The 15420-nt window shown below is 47.6% G+C and carries 15 protein-coding genes; 2 read left to right on the forward strand and 13 right to left on the reverse strand.

Annotated elements, in window-relative coordinates:
• Positions 1 to 243: 243 nt before the first annotated feature.
• Together C942_RS03880 and def are read left to right on the forward strand one after the other, a co-directional pair.
• A complete protein-coding gene (locus C942_RS03880; RefSeq protein WP_007462675.1) occupies positions 244 to 867 on the forward strand; it encodes an SLATT domain-containing protein in 624 nt (207 codons plus the stop codon).
• A gap of 188 nt (positions 868 to 1055) precedes the next feature.
• Positions 1056 to 1559, forward strand: coding sequence for a peptide deformylase (gene def / locus C942_RS03885; RefSeq protein WP_007462676.1), 504 nt, complete (start codon positions 1056 to 1058; stop codon positions 1557 to 1559).
• Positions 1560 to 1622: 63 nt separating this feature from the next.
• On the opposite strand, the gene C942_RS03890 is transcribed toward def, so the two are convergent.
• The 13 genes from C942_RS03890 to C942_RS03950 all read right to left on the reverse strand — a co-directional run bounded on the left by C942_RS03890 (position 1623) and on the right by C942_RS03950 (position 15363).
• Positions 1623 to 4406 (reverse strand): hypothetical protein, encoded by a 2784-nt coding sequence (locus C942_RS03890; protein ID WP_007462677.1) that lies wholly within the window; start codon positions 4404 to 4406, stop codon positions 1623 to 1625.
• 13 nt (positions 4407 to 4419) lie between these two features.
• Positions 4420 to 4854, reverse strand: a complete 435-nt coding sequence (locus C942_RS03895) for a type III secretion system chaperone (protein ID WP_007462678.1) — start codon at positions 4852 to 4854, stop codon at positions 4420 to 4422.
• A gap of 48 nt (positions 4855 to 4902) precedes the next feature.
• Positions 4903 to 5490, reverse strand: a complete 588-nt coding sequence (locus tag C942_RS03900) for an HrpE/YscL family type III secretion apparatus protein (protein ID WP_007462680.1) — start codon at positions 5488 to 5490, stop codon at positions 4903 to 4905.
• On the reverse strand, positions 5457 to 6323 hold the full coding sequence (locus tag C942_RS03905; RefSeq protein WP_007462682.1) for a hypothetical protein: 867 nt from the start codon (positions 6321 to 6323) through the stop codon (positions 5457 to 5459). Before C942_RS03905 ends, C942_RS03900 begins: the two co-directional genes overlap by 34 nt.
• Positions 6304 to 7158 (reverse strand): type III secretion system inner membrane ring lipoprotein SctJ, encoded by an 855-nt coding sequence (sctJ, locus tag C942_RS03910; protein ID WP_083882301.1) that lies wholly within the window; start codon positions 7156 to 7158, stop codon positions 6304 to 6306. Before sctJ ends, C942_RS03905 begins: the two co-directional genes overlap by 20 nt.
• Positions 7155 to 7490, reverse strand: coding sequence for a type III secretion system inner rod subunit SctI (sctI, locus tag C942_RS03915; protein WP_007462687.1), 336 nt, complete (start codon positions 7488 to 7490; stop codon positions 7155 to 7157). Before sctI ends, sctJ begins: the two co-directional genes overlap by 4 nt.
• Positions 7483 to 8352 carry a hypothetical protein gene (locus tag C942_RS25785; RefSeq protein WP_036798679.1) on the reverse strand — a complete coding sequence of 290 codons (870 nt, stop codon included), beginning with the start codon at positions 8350 to 8352 and terminating at the stop codon, positions 7483 to 7485. Before C942_RS25785 ends, sctI begins: the two co-directional genes overlap by 8 nt.
• On the reverse strand, positions 8353 to 9546 hold the full coding sequence (gene sctD / locus C942_RS03925; protein WP_007462692.1) for a type III secretion system inner membrane ring subunit SctD: 1194 nt from the start codon (positions 9544 to 9546) through the stop codon (positions 8353 to 8355).
• A gap of 1 nt (position 9547) precedes the next feature.
• Positions 9548 to 11206 (reverse strand): type III secretion system outer membrane ring subunit SctC, encoded by a 1659-nt coding sequence (gene sctC / locus C942_RS24275; RefSeq protein WP_007462694.1) that lies wholly within the window; start codon positions 11204 to 11206, stop codon positions 9548 to 9550.
• Positions 11206 to 11697: a hypothetical protein gene (locus C942_RS03935; protein WP_007462696.1), complete on the reverse strand. Its 492-nt coding sequence runs from the start codon at positions 11695 to 11697 to the stop codon at positions 11206 to 11208. The genes sctC and C942_RS03935 overlap by 1 nt, the downstream gene beginning before the upstream one ends.
• Before the next feature lie 275 nt (positions 11698 to 11972).
• Positions 11973 to 13412: a hypothetical protein gene (locus C942_RS03940; RefSeq protein WP_007462698.1), complete on the reverse strand. Its 1440-nt coding sequence runs from the start codon at positions 13410 to 13412 to the stop codon at positions 11973 to 11975.
• Positions 13413 to 13421: 9 nt separating this feature from the next.
• A complete protein-coding gene (locus C942_RS03945; protein WP_007462699.1) occupies positions 13422 to 13865 on the reverse strand; it encodes a type III secretion system chaperone in 444 nt (147 codons plus the stop codon).
• A gap of 217 nt (positions 13866 to 14082) precedes the next feature.
• A complete protein-coding gene (locus C942_RS03950; RefSeq protein ID WP_007462701.1) occupies positions 14083 to 15363 on the reverse strand; it encodes an NAD(P)/FAD-dependent oxidoreductase in 1281 nt (426 codons plus the stop codon).
• Between the last annotated feature and the right edge of the window lie 57 nt (positions 15364 to 15420).

Consider the following 15420-nt stretch of genomic DNA (forward strand, 5'->3'; position numbering starts at 1 on the left):
AGACGACTCAAAAACAAACAAAAGAAACATTTAGACGCAAGTTTTTTGTGAAAAAGATCAACACCGTATAAATTAAACTCAAATTATTCATTCTACATCATCAGCATATAAACCAAGTTTTATTAAATTGAGTGCGCATATAATTTATGAGAATTTAGTTTCTTATATTTGACCTCATACGTTCTTGTCTCTGAACTAAGCTATATTTTATTCATCCCTATCATTTCGATTAAGTGCGTGAAAATGAGCCTGAAAGAGAACCTGATAAAAGAGATAACCGATACTAAAGAGAGGATGCTGATGGCCGCTTACAGCCATCATGCCCGCTATCGTCACTGGCACAGAGTTAACCTGATCCTTAATATCACCATTGGTATCCTGGGTGGTGTCACTGGCGGAAGCCTGCTGGCACAGAACGGCTTTATCACGGGGTTTATCGCTTTTATTGTCGCAATTCTTGCTTCCATTGCCGCTATTATGGAGCCGGCGAAGCATGCTGAATCAAGCAAAACTGCTTATAAGATGCTGAAAGTCTTATCTGGGAAACTGGATGCTTTACGCGATGTACACTTAATCCAAATTACTGATGACGATAAAGAAGAGTTATTCAGAATTACAGACCAGTTCCTTAATATAAGGGAAGCTCGGGATAAATTATTGGAAGATGCTCCAGTTCCCAGCCCTGATGATTTAGAAAAAGGGCGCGAGCGATATAAATTATTCGAGTCAGATATAGCAGACTTTCCTGTCCCGCTTTTTCACGGTAATGAAGGTGGTCAGCAATTAACTGCAAAACCAGAACAAAATAAAGAAGAAGTGAAACAACAAAATAAAGCCTCTGATAACAAGCAAAAAACGGGTAATTAAATAAAGCCTCTTATGAGGCCTTATTTAACTTATATATTCAAGTCAGAACAACTAAGCTATCACTCGCTATATTATATCCAGTGTCCTCGTTTTCTTATCTTCACTGATAACGTCATCGACTGGTATCAATTGCGGAATTAATGTATTTTGTTTGCTAATTTTAATTCACTACGACAAGGCAAGGTGACATGGCAGTATTAGATATACTTACCATTCCAAACCCAAAACTTAAGGTTCAAGCGACTGAAGTTAAAGACATTAGTGCCGTACAAACACTGATTGATGATATGCTGGATACTATGTACCACACTGACAACGGTATCGGCCTTGCGGCTCCGCAGGTTGGTCGCTCTGAAGCTATCGTCGTTATTGATATCTCACCAGAAAGAAACGATCCACTCATTTTGATTAACCCTGAAATCGTCAGCGGCGAAAATCCGGTTTCCGGCCAGGAAGGCTGTTTGTCTGTTCCCGGTTATTACGCAGATGTTGAGCGATTTGAAAAAGTTACAATCTCCGCCATGGATCGTGAGGGTAACAAATTCGAAATTGAGCGTGATGATTTTCTTGCTATTGCAATGCAGCATGAAATTGACCACCTCAAAGGCAAACTGTTTATTGACTATTTGTCGCCGTTAAAAAGACAAATGGCGCTAAAAAAAGTGAAGAAGCATATTAAATCTGCCGCCTGATTTTCTGCTCCATCGAATTGTCACGGCCAGTAACTTACTGGCCGGACAAACTCTCAGACTCGCTTAGCTGTCATTATATTTGGGATATAACCGTTCCTGACTCTCGTCTTTATATGCCTGATATTCAGACTTGAAATATGCATTAAGCGCATCCATTGCATGCTCAAAGTGCTCCGGCGTTTTTGCTTCATGATACTGAGCGGCTTTTTCCTGCAACAGTGCTTTTAGCTCATTACCATTTGGTATTTCCTGTGCTCGCTTATCCAGCTCCTTAGCAAGGTTTGAGGAATGGTCATTAACCCTGTCAAAAATGTTCCCCAGCCCTGAATGATGGTTTGCTGTGTACTGCTCCCACAACTGCATTTGTTGGCCATTCTGCCAGCCATTATATTTGGTTTGCAGGTAAGAAAGCGTGTTATCACCAATCCACTCAGCAAGGTGATCATTACCACTAATAGAGACACCACCACCAACTGTTACAACCCCGGCGGTGACTGAACCACTTGCGCCTAACGATGTAGAATCTGTCGCCCGAACATATTGCAAGTGGTACTTACCGTCTTCTCCGCGAACAAAATTCCCTTCCAATTGGGTACTACTGCCCAGAGAACCACTGACACTTAACTCGTCCAGCCCCGCGATTTCCTGATAACTCAGGTTGTTATTACTGAGATACTTGCCTATTCCTTCTTTAAACAAGCCTTTAATTGCCGTTGCCCTGTCCGTCATTGCCGGAATATCAGCCTTAATAGCAACATTAAGGTAATCGCCATCATTATCAGGATTAATATGCCCCTCAATCTTGTTATAACGTACCGTTATCCCGACCTCTTTCTTGCCCACCAGCGGTATATCGAGCTTTGCAGAAAAAGATTTACTGGCTTGTTTATCCGTACTTTGTGCGCCGGATGTCAACGTCAGGTTCTTATCGATATGTTTTTTCTGCTCTAGATTCAACTGCGGCGTAGAATAGTCATCAACGACACTAGTTAAATACTCATTAAACGGCGCTTCATGTGGGATAAGATGCGGCACATCACCATTTACGAAACTGGCCATATAAGCCTGATTTAACTTCGCATGAGTACACATCACGGCTCGCAGGTACTCACCTCGACCTTCCACACCACGATTACCTTCAAAAGCATGTTTTACCCGAGCTAAATCACCCTTAAGAGTATGGCTTTCCTTATCCTGACGTACGGCATCATAACGGTTAACCACATCCAGATACGCATCGTATTCTTGCTTGAGTGTGACTATTACATTCTTCAGTTCATTACGCTTTGCTGCGAGCTGATCCATGTACATCTCTACACGGTGATCATCTTGCCCTAGCGGATCTTCGGCATGTTTCTTTGCCAAGAATTCCAATTCCTGCTGAATTTTTTCTATCCACTGTTTACCTTTGTTTCCAGCCAGTGTTGTGCGCTGCCCCAAAGCCTCACTCGCATTTGAAGCCATATAGGGTTCAGGAACAGAAACAGAGAAAAACTTGTCGGGACGACTTTCAATTCTGCCCGGTTCTGTCATCAGCACATCCAGCAAATTAGCATGCTTAGTGAAAGTCGTATTGGTTATCGAACTTTGTGCTCCGGTGGTGATACCAGCAAACTCTGCCAGCGTCGCTTCAATCGATACATTGCCATCGAGGCTAACACTCTTAACCTCTATTGGCGTCGGTGCATGCTTAGGTATGACTTGAATTTTCTCTCCCGGAGACAGCAGCCCCTGATGTATAAGCTGTTTAGCCAGTTCAGGACGGTGGCTAATCACTTCACGCATCTGAGCATCAGCCTGACGGACTTGCCTGATCCCTTTTATATTCGCCAGTTTATTCACCCCGTCACCGGCAAAGGAAACCAACATATCGTTGGCATGGTAATCAATAAAACCATCAAGATTAGAGAAAGCTTGTGTTTTACCTACCCCCAGACTGCCTTTCAAAGCCACACTCAGTTTCGATTTATCGTCTGCTTCGGGACCAGCGGAAAAACCAAGCTCCAGCGTACCTTTATGGCTGGCTCGAATCCGGGTGTCGTCATTGCCAGTGACCTTAACATCATACTTAAGCCCAACGGTCGCCGAGCCAGCCTTAATACCCAGCAACCCCAGCGCACCACCGATATTAAATGAGAATGAAGCCGCTCTTTCTGACCCGCCTTTCGTCAGCGGTTGCATTTGCTCCCGGAGGCTTTGTTTAAACTCATCGCGGAGTTTCTCCATCCCTCCGCTACGAACCTGTTCAGCGATAAGGCGAACTGACACCGTCTGAGCCTGATCCTTGGGCATTGCATCAGCCAGTTCACTCAAACGTTCATAAGCACTACTGTAAGTTTTTGCGTCTGAGTTAACATCAAGCTTGCGCAGCGCATATAACGCATCTCCCATTTTCTCTTTTACATCCGCGGAAAATGGTTGCTGTTCAAGATGAGCCAAGGCTTTGCTCATTAAATTTAAATCACCGACAGAGTAAGTTTTCCCTAACAAGGTATCTGCTGTCAGTTGCAGCCGCTCTTTGGGTCCATCATACGTTTCAAGCTGCCCGGCGGCTGCCATAATCTGCTTAAACGCTTTATCATCCAGCGGCTCTTTCTGCTGCTGAATGAATGGTGTTGCCATCAGCAAATCTCGGGTCATCTGAGGCAGATGGTTGAAGTGTTCTAAGTGCGAACCTGATAATACTCGTGAAGCGGTATCGTTGGTGGAAGGTATTTCAATTGAGGGCAACTCAGTCGCGTTTGCCGGAGGTAATAATCCAGCGCTTTGAACGGAAGACGAATGATTATCTGATAGCTGAGTTCGGTTCAGAGCCTGGGTGAAGCCGGTATTAATTCCATTAACCATGGTGATCTCCTTATCATACGAAAAATGCGCCGGCGAGCTGAGCAATGGTTAACTCGTTGTCGGTCGATATTCCATCATCGCTTTCGCTGCCTGAAAGCTGCTCAGCCCAATAAGCAGCAGCCTGAACAAATCTGTCGTACATTGCCTGCCAGTGCGGTGCCATTGCCTCGTGTAGCGTTACGGCGAGCAAAACCCGGTTTTCCTCAAAAACAGAGAGGGTTGCACCATTAGTCTGCTGCCACATGCAGTTCGCCTTTAACAGTTCCATTGGCGGCGTTTCGCCAATCCAGCCAACTTCGCTGTATAACACCACTTCGGAACGTCGGTAATAGAAATTAGCGACCAGCGAATAAACCGGCAGTTGCAGTGACGCCGCATCATTTTCGTCAAATTCCAGCATCACACCTGTGACATCGGAAAGCGCTTGTTGCCATGCTTCTTTGTTCATATTTCCCTCTTCTATTGTCGTTATTGTGTTTTTCTTTTTCGCTGACGTTTACTGACCGGAAGAGTCAGTCAGTAAACGCGCTTCAAGCTGTTGTTCCAGGTGTGTCATTGAAGCCACAATCAGGGTGTCGCCCAGCTCGACCTCACAGGCCAGAAGCTGATTGCTGCTCACTTCACACTGAAGATCCGGAAACGCACTGCTGATTAACGGCAGACAGGACTCCGGAACCCGAACGATCAGATTCTGCCTTTCACGTACATTACGCAGAGCATGAGAAACCAAAGCCTGAACTTTTTGCTCGTCCGGCGTCTGTTCAAGTAGTGCCTGCATTCCATCGCTGACAATGCCGGACAATGATGACTCAAGGCTGTTCATCGTTTCCTGCCAGCGCTGCCTGTGTTGCTGCTCCAGCTCAAGAAGATTCAGCGCCTTTTGGGCCTCTGCTTCGCTACAGGCCTTTTTCAATAAGGCATCGGCCTGATCCCTGGCCTTAGCTTCAATGGCCTGCGCCGAGATATTCGCCTGCTCTACTATTTCCTTTGCCTGCCTGCGGCATCCCAGCTCATTCGCCGTAACAATCTTCTGTCCATGCATTCCTGCACTTATTGCAGACTCTGCTTCAACCACTCGAACCATTCGGGATATTTCCTTTCAAGACAAAACATTAAACTCGGTGATACTGTCACGCCCTGAACAAGTTGCATCTCTGACCCATTCGGCACTGCCGCTGAAAACGCTATTTGTCGCCCCTTGCCTGAACTTGCGGTATCAGCTTTAACAGCACACTTCAAAAACATCATTTCCTTCCAAAAGTGAGGCCAGGAGTGGGTAACAGAATGAAGAAGAGAAGAAATCGTACGGGCTTTTTGTTGCGGCCAGTGTGCGGCATTGAGAATCGGGGAGTGGGAGTTATCAGTCATTTCGCTGGTTCGATGTTTTCTGCCGAGCTTTTCCCCGAGCTTTTTCTGGAACAGCGAGCGAAATGACCTTGAAGACGCATGAATAACTGGGTTGGGGTTCGCAGGATGAAGTCTTCCATGCGCCATCAGCCATTCATAATCATCCCCCAGCAAGTTCTGAAACGCATCAAGATCAGCGCGGTTGATAATGAGGGAAATAGCGCCGAGGTGATACCAGGCGCACCACAGGGTCAACACATCTTCCAGTACAACCCAGGGCAATAAGCTCCAAAAATATGGCAGGTCATCTCCAGGAGCTTGATGAGCGTCAGGCGAACTCTCAGGCAGACGAGCATCAAGTTGAGGCAGGTCTTCCATTAACCGACAGGACTCCAACAGTCCCTGATTCAGCCATGATTGCTGCCTTGCTGAGTAGTTTTGCCAATTTAATTCACCAAGCCCGGCGTCATCCAATAGCCTGGAGACCTGCCTGGGGGGAATAACCTGACTGAAATGCAGTACGTGTTTCAGCGAAAGTGTCTGCTTGCTGTCACTGGGTTTGAGTAACACGCTCTAACGCCTCCAGTTCCTGCTTATCCTGCCGCCTCTTCTGCCACCAAAGCCCACCGGTAAGCGAAAGCGCTAACAAACACAGCACGGCAATAATGCCGTACAACATCCACGGCGGTGATGCTGCAGCCTCAATATTCAAGGGAGCCAGCACCTGAGATGGTGCAGAAGCGGCGACCATCACCACCTGAACATCGTCATACTTGAGGCCTTCGATACTGCTCTGAACCAGACTTTTGATCTGCGGGATCAACTGATTCACATCGGTATTCTGAGCATGCTTAATAAAGACCGCTGCCGAGGATGGCTGTGTTTTCTGTCCCCTTTCAGTTTCGGGCATCACCAAATGTACCCTCGCGCTGATCACACCATCAATCTGGTTGAGTGTTTCAGCTAGTGCCTGAGAAAGGGCGTAGACGAAACGGGCTTTTTCCTGAGTCGGTGTAGCCACCAGACCATCCTGAGGAAACAGGTCTTCCACAGTGGCAAACTGCTGACGGGGAAAACCTTTTTGTTTTAACAGCTCAACCGCATAAGCAAACTGTGACTTCTCTACCCTGAGGCTGATAGTGCCGGTGCTTGCCCCCATTTTTTCAGCATCCACCCCGTTATTAAGCAACAATGCCAGCATCTGATTCGCATCAGATTCAGATAAGTTGGAATAGAGGTTTTCCTTACAGCCAGTCAGGCACAAGAATACAGATAGCAGCAATACCTGGCCGGTCTTAATCTTGAAAAGCTTGTTCAGAGAATGCAGGAAGCGACAGAATTCAAATCCGGACAAGTTCTCAAAATAAAACGGGCGAAATAAACGAGAAAAAACAAACATCATCATTGGCTCTTAAGCAAGGTATCAACATTCTGACTCGACTTACTCACCGAGCGGGCAAGGGTTTCTTCCACCAGTACCAGGCGGGAAAGATCCATTTGCACCTGGATCAGATCCTGAAGTGACATTTCCGGATTATCATTAAGACGGGCCTGAATCTGCTCCGCCTGAGCATCCAGATCCGTTCTGATATTTTGGATCCCTTCAACCATCGCCTCTCCCATCGGCTGAGTACTTTGTTCCAGCTGATGTGTAAACAACTGCTCCAGGTTGACGCTGGAAACACTCTGCTGCGGCAGAACAAATGACGACTGGATCGGTCCTATAGCATCAACCATGGTTTATCTCCCTGGAAAGTTGTTCGCCAAGCGGTATAAGGCTTTCCGGTATCACCTGGCCGGAATTGAGTAATGTCGTCCCTGCCGCAAAGTTCTCACCATTCAATAGCTGAGCAAGCGCTATAAACACCTGCCCCTCGTTACAATCTTGTTGAGCCAGTAAAGTCACCGCCTGCCGGTGTTCATTTACCTGGCACAGACACAGTGCACGAATGATCGTGGCAACGTTACGCTGGTAGCTTTTTTGCTTCGGGTCATTCGGCACAAGTTCACAGTCGTCGTCCTCGTTCTCAAAGATCGGAGCAAGCAGGCATTCCGCATCGGCAAACCTTGCCTGACCGCCGAGATACAAAGCCAAATCCGCCAGTCCGCGCACTACATCTTCTGAATAATGCCCTGTAACGCATCCCTGACGGATTTGATCGTGGCACTTTGCAGCCCCATCACCATAGACCACTCGCTCACCAGTTTCTGGAACTGCAATAAATCCTCTGGCCGGCGCGGGTCCATTTCGGTCGAAAAGCGGGTCAGCTCCGCATCCTTGGCTTCCATAACTTTGCCAAGCCCCTGATTGATGGTGTCGAAATTCATTATCACTCATTCCTTGTCTTGCGCTTTTTTGTCTTGAATCGCTTGGTACTAATAAATCTTGCCCGGCGATAACTTGTTTGTTGCCTTGGACTTGTTCAGACGCCCCTTGCTTCAATAAAGTGTCAACAGCAAGAGACAACGCCTGATGCCAGCGAGTCATCTGTGCAAATTTTGCAGGAGGCAAAGGACGGGATAACTGGCTTTCGGCGTAAACCAATGCTTGTTCAAACCGGGAAAAGTGCTGCATAACAGCAGAAATATCTGACAACATTTAACCTCCTGTCGGTAACCACCACTGCTTGCCCTGACGGGCAATGGCGATCCCTTCTGCTGTAATTTCCCGAATGACATAACCGTCACCGATAACGGCATTGGTCAGGTATTTCTGACCGTCCGACATCACCACATAAGGCGTCCGGCTTAAACTGACTGCCCGTATCGACGGCAGTTTACTGTCCGGCAATAAAAACGCCTGATAAGTAACAGGTAACTGCTTGCCAAACAGATCAGAAGCTTGCTTTAACATGACTGAAAGACGTGTCTTCCCCTCATCATCCAGCTTACCGGTCAGGTATATGTGGCCGTCAGTTTCAGCAACCATAAGCCGATTAAGGCGATGCTTTGAAAGCCCCTGTTGCAGCCAGCTGATCAGTTCTGAAATTCGAACCGTCTGCCACTCAATCCGGCGCAGGCCGGGAACATCAGCAAGCAAAGACTCACTTAATAACTTGTTGTCAAAACTGTCTTTCAATACCCCGCGGATATGCCCTACTCCATGGGTATCAACCTCGACATCCAGTCGGGCCAAGCCGTGCTCATCAAGCCAGGTCATGACAGCACCAAGTACGCTGTCTGTCCGGTAAACCCGCCACTCAATCGGCTGTCCGGATTCTGTCAGCGATTCCTGCAGTTCCTGTAAACTCGGTTTATCTTTGACATAGCCGGATAAGACCCAGCGATCATTCAACGGCTTGAGTTCTACCGTGTCATACTCAAGTCCTACCAACAGCTGTTCCGCCGTCGGACGCTTAGTGCGGGAATACTTAGAAGACATCACCAAGGATGCCGACAAGCTGCCCATTACCAATACGCCGGACAGTGCCAGCCCCAACCACGGAACACGCCGCTGTCGGATTGTCGGCACACTCAAAACCGGCCAAAGCTCTTCCGCCGGGCCAATCGCAAATGCCACACCGCAAACCTGAATCACCTGATAAGGCTTAATTCGTGCCAGACTCGCTTTCTGTCGTTTGCCATCCAGATACCAGGGTTGATCTACCAGCAGTCTCATCACCTGGTTTTCATCTGTCAGTGTCAACTGGCACACCACTGGCGCAAAACCGCAATCAGACAGCACACAGTCAGCCTGACTGCGGTCAGCCCCCAGTAAAATACCGGTCTGTTCAGTTGTCATCTCAGCACCGGAATGACTGCCGGAGAGTATTTTCAGTTTCCATATCGTCATGTCAGTTACCTGCCAATTTACGCTGGCCAGACAGAGTGAATGCGCGCTGCAATGCATCAATTTCGGCGATATAAGTCATCGCTCTTCTGCTTTGAAGGTGCATGTCAGCAAGCTCGGTCTCGGGAACCAGAGCAAGTTCAGGATATTGCTGTCTGGCCTCAGCCATATTGTTTAAGCCAGGAGCCAGGACTTTCGGGCGGATCAGGAACAATCGCACCATACGGCTGGTCATATTCTTCTCTTTACTGAACAGCGCACCGATTACAGGCATATCCCCCAGAATCGGAACCTTGTCTGTTCCCTTGGTTTGTGAATCAACAAAATAGCCGCCAATCAACAAGCTTTCGCCTTTTCGCACCATGGCTTCGGTTTTGATAAAGCTGGATTTAACTGTCGGCAGATCATCTACCCGCTCTTCGGTGGTTTTTCCGTCGGTGATCTGAATATCAAGCTTCACCACTTCGCCGCTGCGATCCGGAATCACCCTTGGTGTCACAGTCAATCGTGTTCCGGCAGTAAGCGGCACCAGCTGTGCGTCTTCTTTCGCCGTCACACGGGCATAAAAGGTTTCACTGTTATCCAGCACAGCTTCGGTATTCTCCTGAGTCAGCAACGACGGACGGGAAAGCAATTGCGCCCTATTCTCGCTTTCAAGTGCTTTAATCCGAAACAAAAGCGAGGAGATATTGGAACCAAGAATGGTGGAAATATTCAGTCCGTCACCCAGCACGCCGCTGATCACCCCATCCTGAACATTAACGTTCCCGAAAGAGCCGTTAATGCCCCAATCGATACCAAACTCCTCCAACGCATCTTCTTTGATATCGATGATGGTGACGCCGATTTCCACCTGCTTCAGCGCCCGATCCATGGCCCGGATCATCCTGATATACCTATCGATATTGGCTTGAGTATCCCGCAGCAACACCGCATTACGGCTGGCGTCAGCTTCAATCCGCCCCACTGCATCCTGTGCGTCATAGCCCATCAGTTTTCTCAGTGTGGTCGCCACGCCAGGCACCGCCTTTCCGTCCCCCACTTGGCGATCATCAGCCCAGGCGAAATAGAGCGGAACCACAAACGTTTTCATCTCTTCTGCTTGTTTCACCTTCGCCTGCTCATCCAGACCGATAGCAACCTGCTGTGCAATATCAACAAAACGGGGAGGGCCGGACACCAGCAGTAAGCCTTTATCCTGCAAAGCACGCCAGCCAAAACGGTTCAGATCGAGGCCGATTTGATCCATCCCTTTTTTCAGCACCATCGGCGACAAGCGCTTAAGGCTCAGCACCTGAGTCTGCATTTCGCTCCCGCAGTTGAAATAGACTGTATTGCCATAGCGAAACCAGATAAATCCGTAAGCGGCCTGAAGCTGACTCAAAAAATGGTTCGCCGTTTTTGCGGAAACCTGACCATTAAACTTGTCCGTAATACACTCACTGATCACGGCTGACAGGCCATAATTTGCAGCAAAGCCTTTCAGGACATCAGCCAGTGGCTCGTTCTGACCAAGATGCTGATATCCGCCTCTCGGGAGTGGCTGAGCACGCACAGAACTGGCTGATGCCAAATAAAACACGCAAGTGGCCAACAAAATCAGCAAAACCGTACATAAGCGGCGCAGCACATAGGGCAATACATCAAACAAGCTCTGTAACATCAAACAAACACCATATGACTGCGCAATACTGATTCAGCTAACAGCGGCCGAATTTCCGAGGAACCCGCTGATAATTGCAGTTGTGCCCGCATAACCTCAGCAGCCCAGACAACTTGTTCAATAGCCAATTCAAGATCCCACTCACCACCTGCATCTGAGAACAGGCGGCGTAACAGCACAAGCTGATTATTTTCGGCAACTAATTCAACCTGAGTCTGATGTGCAACCAGTGCCATTTTTTGCAGGATGCCAAGCATTATCTGATTTAGCTGCTCCGGATGCTTTTGCAGTGGCGATAACGTAACGACAGGAACCACTACTTTTGCCTCATCTGAAAAAACTTGTACCAATACGTTGTCGACCAGCAATACCTCGACATCATCAAGGGACTGAGTCGCAACCTGATACTTTGCAGAGAAGTTTTTAAGCTGTGCTGCCAACGTCATCACTATTGATTCCACACCTGATTTATCGGGTAACCATTGCAACATTACGCAGCAGGCAAATCCTCAAAAAAGGCTCAAATAAGTTGGAATCATGTTTTGCCAACAGTTCAAAATTATTTACCAAGCAATTGATATATTAAGGTTTTTAACTTTGAGGCAATTTTGATGGCTTGAGAAAACTCAAACAGAGGAATGAGGTTATTCAGAAGTAAAAAAAGCGACCGACAGTAGCTCACTGAAGGTCGCTTTGTGCCAGAGGAACCGATGTCCCTGACAATCCGAAATGTTTTGTCACGAACAGCTTCCGTATTGTCTCAAAACTACGGGCGCATCCATCCCTCAGAGAGGTAAAGCATGCGAAGGTAACTCGGTACACCATCAGCCTTCACAGCTTCGAATTGTTGGTTCAGCTCTTCGCCCCGACCAGGGAATTTTGGTGATTCCCCGGTATTTACACCGTGGATCACTTTACCTAGCACACCATCCATGTCGTTCATTAATGACAATAGTGCTTTATCCGAAGCTTTGCCTGTTTTTTCACCAAAAACTAAATCTTCAGATGTTGAGGAACCCAGCATGGTCTTCAGAACCATACGGTTAAGCTCCAGTTCTTTGTCCTGATCTTTCGGCTGGAAACCGGCTTCACCTTCGGTCATCACCTTATCTTCAGCAGGGCCGAGATAGCGAAGTAACGCTCTGACGACGTTGACATCCGTGAAATCAAACGATTTTTCTTTATCGTTATGAGTGGCTTCCATATGAGGCAGGATACCAATTTCGATGCGCTTGTAGCTGTCATCCTTATTTGCCGCCTCAGGAGCCACATAATTCACAGCCGTTTTGGCGCCTTTAAGGCCTAACGAATAAGCCTGCTTGGCCGCCATATTGCCAACAGTATTGGTCACCGTGGCATCAACCGCGCTGTTGACGATCGGCTTGATCCCCACTTTACCTGCCGGGCCCATGTTAATGGCACCAAGCGGCATGAAAATGAAATCCACCGCAGTCGAGAACATGGCTTTACGCGCCTGTTTTTCATGACCTTCATAAAGCACATCTGTCAGGTTATGAGCAAATGAGTTGCGGGTTTCATCGTTTTCAGCCAGTTCACCAATGCGACCGGCAAACAGCTCTTTGTCACATTCATTATTGGCGGTCACACACTTGTCAGCGATACTGACGAAATTGCCGATAACAGGTACGTACTTCACCGCTTTCAATGCGGTTTTACCGACTTTCCCCTCTCGGGTATCGTTCAGCACATCTGTTGCTGGTTTAACAACATGCTCTTTACCCAGCTTCTTCACTTTGCCGTCAAAGCAGCCCGGCTTGTAGTCTTCAAGCAAGGCAATCATCCGTGGATCTTTACCGGCTGTTTTGAAGCAATCCTGCAGACATTTATAAGAGTCAGGCGAAATTTTCAGTTGCTGAAGCACCTGCTTAACTTCCTGAACATTGCGACGGGTGATCGGCTCACCTTTGCGCAAATTATATTCCAGCGGACTGAAAGCATCGCGACCATCTGTTGAGTGCTCACGAACCAACGCATCTTTGAACGCCTGTCCGGTGATTTTGTTTTCTTGTTTTAGCTGATCAGCCTTGCTGCTGGAAACCAGACTGTGAATATCATCAATTTTCGAATCTGCCTTTACGACCGTACCGTCTTTCGCTAGCAAGCGCGTTTCGGAGTCTTTGGCATACTTCATAAAGTCCTGTAGCGGGACCTGTGCCGACGCATTGCCTACTGATGAAGGATTCATAACCGTCTCCTACACCATCGTGGCCGTAAATGTCGGTTGAGCCTGTTGGCTTTCCACCGATTTGAAACCATCGGCAATCACTTTTCGCCAGTGTTCAACCACTTCAACCGCAGCTTCGATGATGGCCGCGAAGCCTTCATACTGAACTGCAACCAGGGCATCCTGACGGCTTGCGATCAACATATCGGTTTCCGGAGCCAGTGAAATAGTAAAGCCCTTCGTACCCAGCCAGAAATAGTTAGCTGACAAAATCTGCTTAAGCTGCTCTGCCGTTGTTTCTTCCGATAATGTCGCGATTTGAGAAAAGATAACCAGGTTTCCGTTGTGTTCCTGCAGGTGCAGACGAACTGTATCCTGATTGATTGCCAGAGTGACAATACCTTCCTCATTCGGCTCGATCAGATCGATACCATAGTCCTGGCAAAACTCTGCCATCAATACTTTCAATTCCATCTAACATCTCCTGTTAAGTCAGATGGTCAGGGTATTTAATCAAGCACAGTAAATAAGGATAAAATCAGGAAATAAAACTGAATAATCAAAGAGTCAGCCACCAAACACATCACAAGTTTTTTGAGCTTTTTTTGAGGCTGTTTGGGGGAATAAAAAATGAGGATTGATATAAGAAAAAGGCGACCTGATGGCCGCCCTTATATAACAAAGGAAAATATCAGCTTCCCAGTGCATCTTCCAGCTTGGCTTTCCAGATTGCCATAGCCAGTGCCGGTGTACGCAGAATTTGCGGCGTAGGGATCCAGCCGTGCTTAATTTTAGCGAACACATCAAAGCGTTCTGCATTACCGGACATCGCCTCAGCTACAACTTTACCGGCAATATTCGTCAGGCCAACACCGTGGCCGGTATAACCGTGCGCGGTGTAGATATCATTACCCAAATGATCGATCTGCGGCATGTAAGAGCGGGTTACAGCAAACAAACCACCCCAGTGGTATTCCATCTTCACATCTGACAGCTGAGGGAACACCTTAATCATGCGCTGGCGCAGACGCTCCATAGAATCGCTGTATTCACCGTTGAAAGGATGGTTAACACCACCAAACAGGATGCGGCCATCCGGTGTCGGACGATAGTAATCCAGACAGTTATTCAGATCCGACATCGCCATCATATTGCTGATTGGCTGACGGTCACCCAGTTGCTCGGTAACGGCAATATAAGATGCAACCGGCAGCACAACACTTTGAGCTTTGCGATCCAGTCCATCCAGGTAAGCATTACAAGCCAGAAGTACCTGCTTAGCTTTTACGCTACCCTTAGCAGTACGAATTACATGAGGCTGGCCTTTTTGAATCTTCACCGCTGCACTGTTTTCATACAGAGAAGCGCCCAGCTCCATCGCAGCCTTTGCCAGACCCAGCGTATAGTTCAGAGGGTGCATGTGAGCACTGTTAGAATCGTACAAACCACCCAGGTAACGTTCTGTATGCGCTACCTCGTTGATCTTATCTTTATCCCACCAACTTGCGCTTGGATATTCATAACGGGTCTGCTTCAGCTCAAGCCAGGATTTCAGTTCTTTTTCCTGACTCTTTTTCAGAGCAAGTTCGATGTAACCTTCCTGGAAGCCACAATCAATATTAAATTTCTCAATACGGTCACGAGCAATATCGACAGCTTCACAAGACAGGTCCCAAAGCTGTTTACCCCACTGCGGACCATAAGTTTCATCAACTTCACGCAGACCGAGGCAGTAACCAACAAGGCACTGACCACCATTTCGGCCGGAACCCGCCCAGGCAAGACGGTTCGATTCCAGCACCACCACTGAATAGCCTTTCTGGCGTAGCTCAATGGCTGCACTTAAACCAGTCATCCCACCGCCGATAATACACACATCAGCTTCTACGTCTTGATCCAGTTGAGGTTGCAAAGGCAACGGATTGATGGTCGCCTGATAATAACTATCGATATATTGACTGTCTTTGGACATTCCAATTGCTCACAAAAATACACGGAAAAAAAACGCGCGCATGTTGTCACGGGTTCA

This window comes from Photobacterium marinum, assembly GCF_000331515.1.
Taxonomy (GTDB): Bacteria; Pseudomonadota; Gammaproteobacteria; order Enterobacterales; family Vibrionaceae; genus Photobacterium; species Photobacterium marinum.

Excerpts from the sequence above, each read along its gene's own strand:
- def (WP_007462676.1), top strand. The coding sequence starts at position 1,056 with ATGGCAGTATTAGATATACTTACCATTCCAAACCCAAAACTTAAGGTT.
- C942_RS03895 (WP_007462678.1), bottom strand. The coding sequence starts at position 4,854 with ATGAACAAAGAAGCATGGCAACAAGCGCTTTCCGATGTCACAGGTGTG.
- sctC (WP_007462694.1), bottom strand. The coding sequence starts at position 11,206 with ATGTTACAGAGCTTGTTTGATGTATTGCCCTATGTGCTGCGCCGCTTA.
- sctJ (WP_083882301.1), bottom strand. The coding sequence starts at position 7,158 with ATGATGATGTTTGTTTTTTCTCGTTTATTTCGCCCGTTTTATTTTGAG.
- C942_RS03890 (WP_007462677.1), bottom strand. The coding sequence starts at position 4,406 with ATGGTTAATGGAATTAATACCGGCTTCACCCAGGCTCTGAACCGAACT.
- C942_RS03945 (WP_007462699.1), bottom strand. The coding sequence starts at position 13,865 with ATGGAATTGAAAGTATTGATGGCAGAGTTTTGCCAGGACTATGGTATC.
- sctD (WP_007462692.1), bottom strand. The coding sequence starts at position 9,546 with ATGACGATATGGAAACTGAAAATACTCTCCGGCAGTCATTCCGGTGCT.
- C942_RS03940 (WP_007462698.1), bottom strand. The coding sequence starts at position 13,412 with ATGAATCCTTCATCAGTAGGCAATGCGTCGGCACAGGTCCCGCTACAG.
- sctI (WP_007462687.1), bottom strand. The coding sequence starts at position 7,490 with ATGGTTGATGCTATAGGACCGATCCAGTCGTCATTTGTTCTGCCGCAG.
- C942_RS03900 (WP_007462680.1), bottom strand. The coding sequence starts at position 5,490 with ATGGTTCGAGTGGTTGAAGCAGAGTCTGCAATAAGTGCAGGAATGCAT.
- C942_RS03880 (WP_007462675.1), top strand. The coding sequence starts at position 244 with ATGAGCCTGAAAGAGAACCTGATAAAAGAGATAACCGATACTAAAGAG.
- C942_RS25785 (WP_036798679.1), bottom strand. The coding sequence starts at position 8,352 with ATGTTGTCAGATATTTCTGCTGTTATGCAGCACTTTTCCCGGTTTGAA.
- C942_RS03935 (WP_007462696.1), bottom strand. The coding sequence starts at position 11,697 with ATGTTGCAATGGTTACCCGATAAATCAGGTGTGGAATCAATAGTGATG.
- C942_RS03950 (WP_007462701.1), bottom strand. The coding sequence starts at position 15,363 with ATGTCCAAAGACAGTCAATATATCGATAGTTATTATCAGGCGACCATC.